The following is a 13,689-nucleotide window of genomic DNA, read 5'->3' on the forward strand; positions in this document are numbered from 1 at the left end:
ATCATGGCGAACTACACCGCCGCTGACATCAAGGCGCTGCGCGAGCGCACGGGCGCCGGCATGCTCGACGTCAAGAAGGCTCTCGACGAGGCGAACGGCGACTCCGACAAGGCGCTCGAGATCCTCCGCATCAAGGGCCTCAAGGGCGTCTCCAAGCGCGAGGACCGCGCGACGTCCGAGGGCCTCGTCGCCGTCGACATCACCACGACCGACGCGGGTGAGACCGGCACCCTCGTCGAGCTCAACTGCGAGACCGACTTCGTCGCGAAGAACGAGAAGTTCATCGGCCTCGCTGACACCGTGCTCGCCGCGGTCGTCGCCGCAGGCGCGACCGACGTCGAGTCGGCTCTCGCCGCACCGACGGCTGACGGCACCGTCGCGGACACCGTGACCAACCTGTCCGCGGAGATCGGCGAGAAGGTCGTCCTGCGTCGCGTCGCCGTCGTCTCCGGCCCGAAGGTCACGAGCTACGTGCACCGCACGGCCAAGGACCTCCCGCCGACGATCGGTGTCCTCGTCGTCACCGACGCCGCCGGTGCTTCCGTGGGCAAGGACGTCGCGCAGCACGTCGCCGCGCTCGCCCCGACCTACCTCAGCCGTGAGGACGTCCCGGCCGAGGCCGTCGACAACGAGCGCCGCATCGTCGAGGAGACGGCGCGCAACGAGGGCGGCAACAAGCCCGAGCACATCATCGCGAAGATCGCGGAGAACCGTCTCAACAAGTTCTTCGAAGAGGTCGTCCTGCTCGAGCAGCCGCTCGCCAAGGACCCGAGCAAGACCGTCGGCAAGGTCGCTCAGGAGGCCGGCGGCAACGTCGTGTCCTTCGTGCGCTTCCGCGTCGGGGCCTGACTCCTGCACGCGCCGTCGGCCCGACCCCGGTGGGGTCGGGCCGACGGCGCACCCGCACCACCTCAGCACCTGTCCGCGGCGCGCGGACGGACCACGAGAGCACGAGAAGGCGAGACCCGATGAGCGACGAGACCACGACCACGCAGACGTCGAAGAAGGCGCGCCGCGTCCTGCTGAAGCTCTCCGGAGAGATGTTCGGCGGTGGTCAGATCGGGCTCGCTCCCGACGTGGTCCAGCGTGTCGCTGCGGAGATCGCCGCAGCCGTCAACGCGGGCGTCCAGGTCGCGATCGTCGTCGGCGGCGGCAACTTCTTCCGCGGGGCCGAGCTCTCGCAGCGTGGCCTCGACCGCGCCCGCGCCGACTACATGGGAATGCTCGGCACCGTCATGAACTGCCTCGCTCTCCAGGACTTCCTCGAGAAGGAGGGCATCTCGACTCGCGTGCAGACCGCGATCGCGATGGGCCAGGTCGCCGAGAACTACATCCCGCTGCGCGCCATCCGGCACATGGAGAAGGGCCGCGTCGTCATCTTCGGCGCAGGCGCCGGCATGCCCTACTTCTCGACCGACACGGTCGCCGTCCAGCGCACCCTCGAGACGCGCTGCGACGAGGTCCTCATGGGCAAGAACGGCGTGGACGGCGTCTACTCCGCCGACCCGAACGTCGACCCCGACGCCCGCAAGCTCGACACCCTCACGTACTCGGACGCTCTCCTGCACGGGCTCAAGGTCGTCGACTCGACCGCCTTCAGCCTCTGCATGGACAACGACGTCACGATGCGTGTCTTCGGCATGGGGGAGACCGGTAACGTGACCCGCGCCCTCCTGGGTGAGAACATCGGCACGGTAGTCACCACGCGCTGAGCGTGGCCACGAAGCAACCCCCCGCTCGCTGACGCGAGCACCCAACGCGACACAAGGAGCACCGGTGATCGACGAGACTCTCCTCGAGGCAGAGGAAAAGATGGACAAGGCACTGGAGGTCGCCAAGGAGGACTTCGCGGCGATCCGCACCGGTCGTGCCAACGCGGCGATGTTCTCCAAGATCTTCGTCGAGTACTACGGCAGCCCTACTCCTCTGCAGCAGCTTGCGTCGTTCAACGTCACCGAGGCGCGCACGGTGCTCATCTCCCCGTTCGACAAGACGGCGATGACGGCGATCGAGAAGGCGCTGCGCGACTCCGACCTCGGAGTGAACCCGGCGAACGACGGCAACGTCATCCGCGTCGTGCTGCCTGCACTGACGGAGGAGCGTCGCCGCGACTACGTCAAGCTCGCCAAGTCCAAGGCTGAGGACGCGCGCGTCTCCGTGCGTTCCGTGCGCCGCAAGGCGAAGGACACGATCGACCGTGCCGTCAAGGACGGTGAGATCGGTGAGGACGAGGGCTCGCGTGCGGAGAAGGAGCTCGACGGGCTGACGAAGCGTCACACCGACGAGATCGACGTCATCCTCGCCGCCAAGGAAGCCGAGCTTCTCGAGGTCTGATGGCTGACCTGCCCGTGGACGCTGAGCCTCGCACCTCCTCGACCGGCGGACGTGACCTTCCGAAGGCCGTCGCGGTGGGGGTGGGCCTGCTCGTCGTCGTCGTCGGCTCCCTCTACCTGTGGCGGCCCGCGTTCGTCCTGTTCGCTCTGGTCGCAGTGTGCGCGGCCTTGTGGGAGCTGGCTCAGGCGTTCTCCCGCCGTGACGTGCACCTCCCGCTCGCCCCGCTGTGGGTGGGCACCGCGGGGATCCTCGTCTCGGCGTACACGTCGGGCCTCGAGGCCCTCATGGTGTCGTTCGTGCTGACGGTCGTGGGCGTCGTCGTGTGGCGTGCGATCGACGCGCGTGGAGCGCGTGCCCTGCGCGATGCCTCGGCCGGCGCGTTCGCCGCCGCGTACCTGCCGCTCATGGCTGGTTTCGCGATGCTCCTGCTCGCGCAGCCCGACGGTGCCACGCGCGTCCTCGTGTTCGTGCTGCTCGCGGTCGCGAGCGACACCGGTGGCTTCTTCGCCGGCGTCCGGTTCGGCAAGCACCCGCTCGCCCCGACGATCAGCCCCAAGAAGAGCTGGGAAGGGCTGGCCGGTTCGTTCCTGCTCGCGCTCGCCGTCGGGCTCGTCGGCGGCGTCGTCGTGCTCGGCGAGCCTCTCTGGGTAGGGTTCGCCCTCGGCGTCGCGACCCCGGTGACCGCGACGCTCGGCGACCTCGCCGAGTCGCTGCTCAAGAGAGACATGGAGCTCAAGGACATGGGCACGCTGCTTCCCGGGCACGGCGGCGTCCTCGACCGGCTCGACTCCCTGCTCCTCACCGCCCCGTTCGTGTACCTCCTGCTGTCCGTGTCCCTGCCGGCCGCGGGCTGACCAACCCTGAGAGACTTCTCCCATGTCAGAACGACGCGTCCCTGTGACGCTCAACCTCGCCACCCCGGCCGCCGGCCGGCGGGGCAAGCCGCCGCGCCACTTCGCGGACCTCACCCCTGAGGAGCGCGTCGTCGCGGTGACCGAGGCGGGGGAGAAGCCCTTCCGCGCGAAGCAGCTCGCGCAGCACTACTACGGGCACCTCACCTCGGACCCGGCGCTCATGACGGACCTGCCCGCGGCGACGCGTGAGGGCCTCACCGAGTCGCTCTTCCCGCCGCTCCTGCGCGCGTCGCGGACGCTCAAGGCGGACGGTGGCACGACCGTGAAGACGCTGTGGCACCTGTTCGACGACGCGAAGGTCGAGTCGGTGCTCATGCAGTACCCGAACCGGTCGACGCTGTGCGTCTCCAGCCAGGCTGGCTGCGGCATGGCGTGCCCGTTCTGCGCCACCGGGCAGCTCGGCCTGACCCGCAACCTCTCGACCGCGGAGATCGTCGAGCAGGTGCGCGCGGCGTCGCGCTCGCTCGTCGACGGTGAGATCCCCGGCGGGTCGGGCCGCCTCAACAACCTCGTGTTCATGGGCATGGGTGAGCCGCTCGCCAACTACAAGGCCGTCATGGGCACGATCCGCCAGCTCATCGCCCCGGTGCCGGACGGCATGGGGATGTCGGCGCGCAACATCACGGTGTCGACGGTGGGCCTGGTGCCCGCGATGCGCAAGCTCAGCGGCGAGGGGCTGCCCCTCACGCTCGCGCTGTCCCTGCACGCGCCGGACGACGAGCTGCGCTCGGAGCTCGTGCCGATCAACACCCGCTGGTCGGTCGACGAGACGCTCGACGCGGCGAAGGAGTACCACACGGTCACGGGTCGTCGCGTGAGCATCGAGTACGCGCTGATCCGCGACATGAACGACCACGCGTGGCGTGCCGACCTGCTCGGCAAGAAGCTCAACGCGCGGGGCCGGGGCTGGGTGCACGTCAACCCGATCCCGCTCAACCCGACGCCGGGCTCGATCTGGACGGCGAGCGACCCTGCGGTCGAGGCCGAGTTCGTCGCGCGCCTGCGCGGCCACGGCATCCCCACGACGATCCGCGACACCCGCGGCAGCGACATCGATGGCGCGTGCGGCCAGCTGGCCGCCGAGGAGGAGGACGAGTGAGCAGCACCATGTTCTCGACCGTGTCCAGGCTCCGCACCGGATACGCCCCGGAGGACGTCGACGAGCTCTTCGACCGCGCTCGGCGCGAGTACGAGGGCTCGGCAAGCACGGGGCTCGACGCCGCGTCGATCCACCGGGCTGCGTTCGGCTTCACGCGCGGCGGTTACGCGTTCGCGGAGGTCGACGCAGCGCTCGACCGTCTCGAGTCGGCTTTCGTCGCGAAGGAGCGCACCGAGTACGTCGCCCAGAACGGGCAGCAGGCGTGGATGGCCCTGCTCGCCGAGCGTGCACGCACGCTGTACGGGCGGCTGAGCCGCCCTGCGGGGGAGAAGTTCGCTCCTGGGAGCCGGGGCCACTGGTCGTACGACGCCGACGACGTCGACGCTCTGTGCGCCCGCCTCGTGAGCTACTTCGACCGCGGCGAGCCGATCACGTCCACCGAGGTCCGTGAGGCCAAGTTCCGGCGTCGGCGCGGTCGTGACGGGTACGCCGAGGCTCCCGTCGACGCGTTCCTCACCCGCGCCATCGAGGTCCTCCTGGGCGTCGAGTGACCTCCGACGGGCGTCGCACGGTCGCGCTGCTCGGGTCGACGGGGTCGATCGGTACGCAGGCGATCGACGTCGTCAGGCGCAACCCTGGCCGTTTCGACGTCGTCGCGCTGAGCGCGGGTGGCCGTGACCCGGGGCTGCTCGCACGTCAGGCGCGTGAGGTCGGGGCACGCGTCGTCGCGGTGCACGACGAGTCCGCGCGTGCTGCGGTCGTCGAGGCGCTCGACGATCCGGGCGTCGAGGTCCTCGCCGGCCCTGGTGCCGCGTCCCAGGTCGCGGCGTGCGGTGCGGACGTCGTGCTCAACGGCATCACGGGCTCGGTCGGTCTCGAGCCGACGATCGCGGCGCTCGAGGCGGGCTCGACGCTCGCGCTCGCGAACAAGGAGTCGCTCGTCGTCGGAGGGGCGCTCGTCACGCAGGCCGCGGTGCGGCCAGGGCAGATCGTGCCGGTGGACTCGGAGCACTCTGCGATCGCGCAAGCGCTGCGCTCCGGACGTCGTGACGAGGTGCGCCGTCTCGTGCTCACCGCGTCGGGCGGACCGTTCCGCGGGTGGACGCGCGAGGAGATGGCGGGCGTGACCGCCGAGCAGGCGCTCGCGCACCCGACCTGGGCGATGGGTCCGGTCGTCACGGTGAACTCGGCGTCGATGATGAACAAGGGCCTCGAGCTGATCGAGGCGCACCTGCTCTTCGACGTGCCGGTCGCCGACATCACGGTCGTCGTGCACCCGCAGTCGGTCGTCCACTCGATGGTCGAGTTCACGGACGGGTCGACGATCGCGCAGGCGTCCCCACCGGACATGCGCATCCCGATCGCGCTCGGCCTCGGCTGGCCCGACCGCGTGCCGGACGCGGCGCCCGCGTGCGACTGGACCGCCGCGACGTCGTGGACGTTCGAGCCGCTCGACGAGGTGACGTTCCGCGCCGTCGGCCTCGCGCGTCATGCTGTGACCGCGTCGCCGACGCACCCGGCCGTGCTCAACGCCGCGAACGAGGAGTGCGTCGACGCGTTCCTCGCCAGCCGCATCGCTTTCCTCGACATCGTCGCGACCGTCGAGGCAGTTCTCGCCGAGCACGAGGGCCCGGGAACCTCTCACCTGACTCCCAGCCTCGTGCTCGAGACTGAGTCGTGGGCCCGCGCTCGGGCGAACGAGGTGCTCGCGCGCTGACGCCGCCGTTCCGGCCCGGGGCCCGCCAGCCGTACCATCAGCCTGAACGCCCCGTCGGGGCGAAGCACAGCACCGAGGAGAAGCAGTCGCATGGGGTACCTGATCGGTGTCGTCGTGTTCGTCGTCGGGATGCTCCTGTCGATCGCGCTCCACGAGGTCGGGCACATGGTGCCCGCGAAGCGCTTCGGCGTGCGGGTGAGCCAGTACATGGTCGGCTTCGGGCCGACCTTGTGGTCACGGACGCGTGGCGAGACGGAGTACGGCGTCAAGGCGATCCCGCTCGGTGGCTACGTGCGGCTCGTCGGGATGTACGCGCCGGGCACGGGGGAGAGCCGGCCGGGCCGGTTCGCGGAGATGGCGCAGGACGCCCGCGACGCGTCGGCCGAGGAGATCCTCCCGGGCGAGGAGCACCGTGCCTTCTACCGGCTCTCGGCCGGGAAGAAGGTCGTCGTCATGCTGGGCGGCCCGTTCATGAACCTCCTCATCGCGCTCGTCCTCATGGGCGTGCTCGTCATGGGTGTCGGGTCCGTGCAGCCGACGACGACGGTCGAGCGCGTCGTCCCGTGCGTCCCCGCGACGACGGCGGGCGCGTGCGCAGCGGGCGACCAGCAGTCGCCAGCCGCTGCTGCGGGCCTCGAGCCTGGCGACCGGATCCTCAGCTATGCGGGCACCGACGTCGACACGTGGTCTGACGTGACGGCCGCGATCAGCGCGAACGGCGACCGCCCGGCGGCGGTCGTGATCGAGCGCGACGGCGCGCGCACCGAGGTCACGGTGCAGCCGCAGGTCGCGACGCGCACGGTGGTCGACGCCGCGGGGACGCCTGTGCTCGACGACGCAGGGGAGCCGCAGACCGTCACGTCGGCGTACGTGGGCGTGGGCCCGACCGTCGAGAAGGTCCGCGGCGACCTCGGGGACACCGCTGAGGCGTTGTGGACCCAGGTCACGGGCACGGCCCGGATCGTCACCACCTTGCCCGTCCAGGTGTGGGACGTCGGCCGGACGCTCGTCACGGGCGGTGAGCGCGCCCAGGACTCGGTCATGAGCATCGTCGGTGTCGGCAGGGTCGCGGGTGAGGTCGGCTCTGCGGACCTCGAGGGCGTGACGACGGGCGACCGGGTGGTCATCTGGGTGTCGCTCCTCGCGAGCCTGAACATCGCGCTGTTCGTCTTCAATCTGATCCCGCTCCTGCCTCTCGACGGCGGTCACGTCGTCGGGGCGCTCTACGAGGGTGCGCGCCGCCAGGCCGCCCGCCTGCGCGGCCGCTCGCCGCTGCCGGGGCCTGCGGACACCGCCAGGATGATGCCTCTCGCGTACGGCGTGTTCGTCGTGCTCATCGGCATCTCCGCGCTCCTGATCGTCGCCGACCTCGTGGTGCCGGTGACGCTGACCTGAGCGGGGCGGGTGGATTGTGTGCAGCACCTCGGTCCCAGGGCGCCGCCGTCGCCTCGCGAGGGGGATACTGACGGGGTGAGCGTACCGATCAGCCTCGGCATCCCGTCCGTCAAGGAACAGCCCCCCGTCCTGGCGCCCCGGCACAAGACCCGAAAGATCCGCGTGGGCACGGTCGAGGTCGGCGGCGACGCACCGATCTCGGTCCAGTCGATGACGACGACCCCGACGACGGACATCAACGCGACGCTTCAGCAGATCGCCGAGCTGACCGCCGCGGGCTGCGACATCGTGCGTGTCGCGTGCCCGTCGCAGGACGACGCGGACGCGCTGCCGATCATCGCGAAGAAGTCGCAGATCCCCGTGATCGCTGACATCCACTTCCAGCCGCGCTACGTGTTCGCTGCGATCGACGCTGGCTGCGCGGCGGTCCGGGTCAACCCGGGGAACATCCGCAGGTTCGACGACCAGGTCAAGGAGATCGCGCGTGCCGCGAGCGACGCTGGTACGTCGATCCGCATCGGGGTCAACGCCGGCTCGCTCGACCGTCGCCTGCTCGAGAAGTACGGCAAGGCGACGCCTGAGGCGCTCGTCGAGTCCGCCGTCTGGGAGGCGTCGCTCTTCGAGGAGCACGGCTTCCACGACTTCAAGATCTCCGTGAAGCACAACGACCCTGTCGTGATGGTCCGCGCGTACGAGCTGCTCGCGCAGCGTGGCGACTGGCCGCTGCACCTCGGCGTGACCGAGGCGGGCCCGGCGTTCCAGGGCACGATCAAGTCTGCGACGGCGTTCGGCGCGCTGCTCAGCCAGGGCATCGGCGACACGATCCGCGTCTCCCTCTCGGCCCCTCCCGTCGAGGAGGTCAAGGTGGGCATCCAGATCCTGCAGTCGCTCAACCTGCGCCCGCGTCGGCTCGAGATCGTGTCGTGCCCGTCCTGCGGCCGGGCCCAGGTGGACGTGTACACGCTCGCCGAACGCGTCACCGCTGGCCTCGAGGGGCTCACGGTCCCGCTGCGCGTCGCCGTCATGGGCTGCGTCGTCAACGGCCCGGGCGAGGCGCGCGAGGCTGACCTCGGCGTGGCCTCCGGGAACGGCAAGGGGCAGATCTTCGTCAAGGGCGAGGTCGTCAAGACTGTCCCGGAGGACCAGATCGTCGAGACGCTCATCGACGAGGCGATGCGTATCGCCGCGACGATGGAGCCGGTCGAGGGTGCCGCCCCGACCGTGTCGGTCGCGGGCTGAGCGCGGACGACCCGTGGGGCGCGACCTCGCCCCGGGCCTGGAGCAGGCCCGGCAGCTGACCGACGTCGACCTGCCGGCTGCTCTCGAGCTGTGCGCTGCCGACCCGGTCGGTTCGGTGCTCGCGTACTGCCGCCTCCTCATGGCGGTCGAGAGCGGGGTCGCTTCGTCGGGCGGTCAGGTGTGGGGTTTCCCTGCCGAGGGGCCGCTCGAGGCGGTCTGCTGGGCCGGGGCGAACCTCGTGCCCGTGCTGCCCCCTGCGCTCGCCCTGCGTCGTCGTCACGAGGCGAGCGCGGCGTTCGCCGCGTTCGCGCGCAGCCGTGGACGGCGCTCGTCGTCAATCGTCGGCCGGGCTGACGGGGTGCTCGGGCTGTGGCGGCACCTCGATGGCGCCTGGGGGCCCGCGCGCGAGATCAGGCCGGAGCAGCCGTCGCTCGTCATCTCCGCAGCGCCTGCCGTCGAGCCCGACCCGGAGGTCCGGGCGAGCATGCCTGAGCAGCTCGGGACGCTCCTGCCCGCGTGCGTGAGCATGTTCGTCGAGGAGGTCGGGTACTCGCCGCTCTCGGCGTCGTCGTCGGGCTATGAGCGCCGCGTGCTGCAGCTCATCTCCGAGGGACGCTCCTACGCCCGGATCGAGGGCGCTGGAGCCGGACGTCGCGGCAAGGTCGTGTTCAAGGCGGAGGTCGGGGCGCTCGTCCCGCAGGTCGCCCAGCTCCAGGGGGTGTGGGTCACCCCGTCCCGCCGCGGGGAAGGCCTTGCTGCCCCGGGCGTCGCTGCGGTGGTCGCGGCGACGCTCGCGACCCACGCGCCGCTCGTGTCGCTCTACGTCAACGCGTACAACACCAGGGCGCTCGCGGCTTACGAGCGCGTGGGGTTCGTGCGGGAGGGCACGTACGCGACCGTGATGTTCTGACGCGGCCAGGGCAGGTGCCGCCAGTCGGTACGCTTGCCCTGTGCTTCTGCGAATGAGTCAGCTCTTTGTCCGGACCCTGCGAGAGGACCCCGCCGACGCGGAGGTCGCGAGCCACCGCCTGCTGGTGCGCGCCGGGTACATCCGTCGCGCCGCCCCTGGCATCTACACGTGGCTGCCGCTCGGCCTGCGCGTCCTCGCCAAGGTCGAGGCGGTCGTCCGCGAGGAGATGCTCGCGGCTGGCGCCCAGGAGGTCCACTTCCCGGCGCTCCTGCCGCGTGAGCCTTATGAGGCGACGGGCCGCTGGACGGAGTACGGTCCCAACCTGTTCCGCCTCAAGGACCGCAAGGACGCCGACTACCTGCTCGCGCCGACGCACGAGGAGATGTTCACGCTCCTGGTCAAGGACCTGTACTCGTCGTACAAGGACCTGCCGCTGACGCTCTTCCAGATCCAGACCAAGTACCGCGACGAGGCGCGCCCTCGTGCTGGTCTGATCCGCGGCCGCGAGTTCATCATGAAGGACGCGTACTCGTTCGACATCGACGACGCGGGCCTGGAGGCGTCCTACCAGGCGCAGCGTGCGGCCTATGAGCGGATCTTCACGCGCCTCGGCCTCGAGTACGTCATCGTCGCGGCCACCGCCGGGGCGATGGGCGGCTCCCGCTCGGAGGAGTTCCTGTCGCCGAGCCCGATCGGGGAGGACACGTTCGTCCGCTCGGCGGGCGGGTATGCGGCCAACGTCGAGGCTGTGGTGACCCCCGTCCCGGACGCGCTGCCGTTCGACGACGCGCCGGCTGCGCACGTCGAGGCTACGCCCGGCACGCCGACGATCGAGTCGCTCGTCGCGTTCGCCAACGCGAACCACCCCCGCACGGACGGCCGTGAGTGGACGGCGGCGGACACTCTCAAGAACGTCGTGCTGTCGCTCACGCACCCGGACGGTTCGAAGGAGCTCGTCGTCGTGGGTCTGCCCGGTGACCGTGAGGTCGACATGAAGCGTCTCGAGGCGTCGCTCGCGCCCGCTGAGGCCGAGCCTGCCGGCGAGGCCGAGTTCGCGAAGCACCCCGAGCTCGTCAAGGGCTACATCGGCCCGCAGGCGGTCGGCCGTGCCAACACCGGCGACGAGGAGGGCGTGCGCTACCTGCTCGACCCGCGCGTCGTCGCCGGTACACGCTGGATCACCGGCGCGAACGTGGTGGACGCGCACGTGTTCGACCTGGTCGCCGGCCGCGACTTCGTCGGCGACGGCACGATCGAGGCCGCCGAGGTGCGCGCGGGCGACCCCGCTCCCGACGGCTCGGGCCCGCTCGAGCTCGCGCGCGGCATCGAGATCGGCCACATCTTCCAGCTCGGCCGCAAGTACGCGGACTCGCTCGGCCTCAAGGTGCTCGACGTCAACGGCAAGCAGGTCACCGTGACGATGGGCTCGTACGGCGTCGGCGTGACGCGCGCGCTCGCGGCGCTCGCGGAGGCGAACCACGACGACTCGGGCCTCACGTGGCCTGCCCACGTCGCACCCGCGCACGTGCACGTCGTCGCGACCGGCAAGGACGAGGCTGTGTTCGCCGCGGCGGAGAAGGTCGCGACGGAGCTCTCGGCGCGCGGCGTCGAGGTCCTGTACGACGACCGCCCCAAGGTCTCGCCCGGCGTGAAGTTCGCCGACGCCGAGCTCCTCGGTGTTCCTCTCATCGTCGTCGTCGGCCGCGGCCTCGCGGACGGGGTGATCGAGGTGCGCGAGCGTACGAGCACCGATCGCATCCAGGTCGCCGTGGACGACGTCGTCGCGCACGTCGAGGGGATCGTCAGCACCTTCTGAGACGCGGGGGCGACCTGTCATCCGCAGGTCGGCGGGGCCCGTGTCGGGTCTCGCCGATCCTGTTGACGGGGATGGTGGGATCCGGTACTCCTTGGAGGTCATCGACGCTCCCGCGACATGGCGGCTGACCTGCGTCGGCGTGCTCTGTGGCGGTGGAGCGGCAGTACGTGCCGAAGCAGGGGGGAACTGTGCTCAGTGGTGAGCGGGCGACGTGGTGAGCCCGACGTGACGTCTCGTCTTGCGGTCGAGCGCGTGCACCTGTCTTACGGCCGGGTGCACGCGCTCGATGATGTCAGCTTCACCATGGCCGACGGCGTGACCGCTCTCCTCGGGATCAACGGCGCCGGGAAGTCGAGCCTCATCAGGGTGCTTGCCGGTGCGCTGTCTCCCGACAGCGGTCGCGTCGTCGTCCTCGACGGCGACGGGTCCCGGGTCACGCTCGACGACCGCCGTCGCGGTCGGCTGGTGGGATACCTCCCGCAGGACGTGCGGGCTGTGCCCGGGATCACCTGCGTGGACTACCTGGAGTACGTAGGGTTCCTCAAGGGGCTGCCCGGGCGCGAGTCGCGCTCGCGGGCGCCGCGCCTCCTCGATGACGTCGGACTCGGGGACCATGCCCGTGCACGGACGCGCGCGCTCTCGGGTGGGATGCTCCGGCGGCTCGGGCTCGCCGCAGCGCTCGTCGGTGATCCCGACATCCTCATCGTCGACGAACCGACCGCGGGGCTCGACTTCCAGCAGCGCTCTGCGATGCGCGAGCTGATCCGCTCGACGAGTGCGCGATCGTCGGTGCTGCTCACCACCCATCTTGCCGACGACGTCGCCGCCCTGGCACACCACGTCGTCATCCTCGATGCCGGGCGGGTGAAGTACTCGGGTTCGCTCGACACGCTCGCACCTGGTGGACGCTCCGGCTCCGACATCGAGCGCGCCTTTCTCGCGCTGGTCGGACCGGAGAGGACCGGCCTGATGGGTGGGACAGCTCCCGTCCGAGCCTCTGGCGGGGACAGATGAGAACCTGGCTGCTCGCCGTACGCACGTCGCCAGCACGGTGGCTCTTCCCGGTAGCGCTCGCCTTCGAGATTGTCGTCCTCTTCAGCTTCGAGGGCGCGGGATGGCGGACGGAGTGGACCTGGGCGGTGGACTGGTTGGGCGGCACCATCTCGCTGTTCGGCCCGGTCATCGCTGGATTCGCGACCTGGCGCGCTCAGGTGATGCGAGCGAGCTTCGGTGAGGTCGTCGCTGCGGCGCGCGGGTCGGCGCGCGCCTACGGCTTCGAGCTCCTGGGGACCTTGTCGTGGGTGTGGGCGAGCCATCTGCTCGCGCTCGCTGTCGTGTCGGGGGCGGTGCTCGCCTCGGGAACAGCGGGGTGGCCGCCGGTCGTGGCCCTTGCCTGGCAGCTGCTCGCGCTCGCGGCTTACGTCGGCGTCGGGCACGCTGTCGGGCTCGTCGTGACGAGCCGTCTGGCCGCCCCCGCGGTTGCCATCGGGTCCCTGCTCGCTGTGGCCTCGAGCGTCGGTGGCCCCCTCCCTCGATTGTGGTTCGAGGCTGGCGGCGCCACCGCACCCTTGGCAGGTCTTGCCTGGCGAAAGGACGTCGTCGCGGCACAGTCGGTCCTGTGGCTCTCGCTCCTCGTCGTCCCCTGGGTCATCGTGGCAGGCGGACGGTTGCGGCGAGCCGCCGCGTCGCTCGCCGTGCTCGTGGCGATCGTCGTGCCGGCGGTGACGCTGGCCCAGACATCGTCGGACAGGTTCGAGCTTGCGCCCTCTCGGACGGCGGCTGAGTGTCACGGCGAGGCCCCCGAGGTGTGCATGCTTCCCGAGGCCGCGGGACGGATCGGGCTCGTCCATGACGCGCTCGCTCGCATCTCGAGTGCTGCAGGAGGCACAGGGGCGGGCTTCCCGGCGCGCTTCGATCAGGCAACCGGAGCAGAGCCGGCCGCCGGTCCAGGCCGTGACCTTGTGCTGAACGCAGGGACGCTCGGCGTCGACGGCGTGGATCCGGTGGCCCTCATGCACTACGTCGTCTGGAACAGGGACTGCCTGTGGGGCGACGCGCCACCTCCCGAGGCGGCGCGCGCCGTGCTCGCCGAGCTGCAGGAGGTCTTGCTCGTCCGGGCCGGCTTCGTCGACGCTCGAGAGATCGGTGCAGGTGCGCGAACGATGCTCCAGACCTCGGAGACGGAACAGCAACGCTGGATCACGCAGCTGCTCACCGCTTCGGACCGGTGCGAGTTCGCCGACCTGCGGCCGGTAGGTTCCTAGC

General features: G+C 70.7%; 13 protein-coding genes. All 13 read left to right on the plus strand.

Annotated features, from left to right (window positions below):
• The first annotated feature begins 3 nt into the window (after window positions 1-3).
• The 13 genes from tsf (at window position 4) to AC4F3Q_RS03395 (ending at window position 13,688) form a co-directional block, all read left to right on the plus strand.
• Complete coding sequence (gene tsf, locus AC4F3Q_RS03335; RefSeq protein WP_491038713.1) at window positions 4-849, plus strand: translation elongation factor Ts; 846 nt, start codon at window positions 4-6, stop codon at window positions 847-849.
• Window positions 850-968: 119 nt separating this feature from the next.
• Window positions 969-1,712 (plus strand): UMP kinase, encoded by a 744-nt coding sequence (gene pyrH / locus AC4F3Q_RS03340; RefSeq protein WP_168445926.1) that lies wholly within the window; start codon window positions 969-971, stop codon window positions 1,710-1,712.
• A 64-nt stretch (window positions 1,713-1,776) separates the two neighbouring features.
• The gene (gene frr / locus AC4F3Q_RS03345; protein ID WP_491038714.1) at window positions 1,777-2,334 is read left to right on the plus strand and encodes a ribosome recycling factor; all 558 of its coding nucleotides are present in this window, start codon (window positions 1,777-1,779) and stop codon (window positions 2,332-2,334) included.
• Window positions 2,334-3,188 (plus strand): phosphatidate cytidylyltransferase, encoded by an 855-nt coding sequence (locus tag AC4F3Q_RS03350; protein ID WP_168445924.1) that lies wholly within the window; start codon window positions 2,334-2,336, stop codon window positions 3,186-3,188. Before frr ends, AC4F3Q_RS03350 begins: the two co-directional genes overlap by 1 nt.
• 22 nt (window positions 3,189-3,210) lie before the next feature.
• Window positions 3,211-4,347, plus strand: a complete 1,137-nt coding sequence (gene rlmN, locus AC4F3Q_RS03355) for a 23S rRNA (adenine(2503)-C(2))-methyltransferase RlmN (protein WP_491038715.1) — start codon at window positions 3,211-3,213, stop codon at window positions 4,345-4,347.
• Entirely contained in the window at window positions 4,344-4,898 is a 555-nt protein-coding gene (locus tag AC4F3Q_RS03360; RefSeq protein ID WP_350308674.1) for a DivIVA domain-containing protein, read from the plus strand. Before rlmN ends, AC4F3Q_RS03360 begins: the two co-directional genes overlap by 4 nt.
• Entirely contained in the window at window positions 4,895-6,064 is a 1,170-nt protein-coding gene (dxr, locus tag AC4F3Q_RS03365; protein WP_491038716.1) for a 1-deoxy-D-xylulose-5-phosphate reductoisomerase, read from the plus strand. Before AC4F3Q_RS03360 ends, dxr begins: the two co-directional genes overlap by 4 nt.
• A gap of 90 nt (window positions 6,065-6,154) precedes the next feature.
• Complete coding sequence (locus AC4F3Q_RS03370) at window positions 6,155-7,459, plus strand: M50 family metallopeptidase (RefSeq protein WP_491038717.1); 1,305 nt, start codon at window positions 6,155-6,157, stop codon at window positions 7,457-7,459.
• Window positions 7,460-7,534: 75 nt separating this feature from the next.
• Entirely contained in the window at window positions 7,535-8,698 is a 1,164-nt protein-coding gene (ispG, locus tag AC4F3Q_RS03375) for a flavodoxin-dependent (E)-4-hydroxy-3-methylbut-2-enyl-diphosphate synthase (protein ID WP_168445920.1), read from the plus strand.
• 13 nt (window positions 8,699-8,711) lie between these two features.
• Entirely contained in the window at window positions 8,712-9,608 is an 897-nt protein-coding gene (locus AC4F3Q_RS03380; protein WP_491038718.1) for a GNAT family N-acetyltransferase, read from the plus strand.
• Window positions 9,609-9,660: 52 nt separating this feature from the next.
• A complete protein-coding gene (locus tag AC4F3Q_RS03385) occupies window positions 9,661-11,424 on the plus strand; it encodes a proline--tRNA ligase (protein WP_491038719.1) in 1,764 nt (587 codons plus the stop codon).
• Window positions 11,425-11,649: 225 nt separating this feature from the next.
• On the plus strand, window positions 11,650-12,438 hold the full coding sequence (locus AC4F3Q_RS03390; RefSeq protein WP_491038720.1) for an ABC transporter ATP-binding protein: 789 nt from the start codon (window positions 11,650-11,652) through the stop codon (window positions 12,436-12,438).
• Window positions 12,435-13,688: a hypothetical protein gene (locus AC4F3Q_RS03395; RefSeq protein ID WP_491038721.1), complete on the plus strand. Its 1,254-nt coding sequence runs from the start codon at window positions 12,435-12,437 to the stop codon at window positions 13,686-13,688. The genes AC4F3Q_RS03390 and AC4F3Q_RS03395 overlap by 4 nt, the downstream gene beginning before the upstream one ends.
• Window position 13,689: the final 1 nt, after the last annotated feature.

The organism is Flavimobilis sp. BM9, from assembly GCF_058313055.1.

Bases quoted from the DNA above. Each gene is read 5' to 3' on its own strand.
- AC4F3Q_RS03395 (WP_491038721.1), top strand. From the start codon at position 12,435: ATGAGAACCTGGCTGCTCGCCGTACGCACGTCGCCAGCACGGTGGCTC.
- AC4F3Q_RS03370 (WP_491038717.1), top strand. From the start codon at position 6,155: ATGGGGTACCTGATCGGTGTCGTCGTGTTCGTCGTCGGGATGCTCCTG.
- tsf (WP_491038713.1), top strand. From the start codon at position 4: ATGGCGAACTACACCGCCGCTGACATCAAGGCGCTGCGCGAGCGCACG.
- pyrH (WP_168445926.1), top strand. From the start codon at position 969: ATGAGCGACGAGACCACGACCACGCAGACGTCGAAGAAGGCGCGCCGC.
- AC4F3Q_RS03385 (WP_491038719.1), top strand. From the start codon at position 9,661: ATGAGTCAGCTCTTTGTCCGGACCCTGCGAGAGGACCCCGCCGACGCG.
- rlmN (WP_491038715.1), top strand. From the start codon at position 3,211: ATGTCAGAACGACGCGTCCCTGTGACGCTCAACCTCGCCACCCCGGCC.
- AC4F3Q_RS03350 (WP_168445924.1), top strand. From the start codon at position 2,334: ATGGCTGACCTGCCCGTGGACGCTGAGCCTCGCACCTCCTCGACCGGC.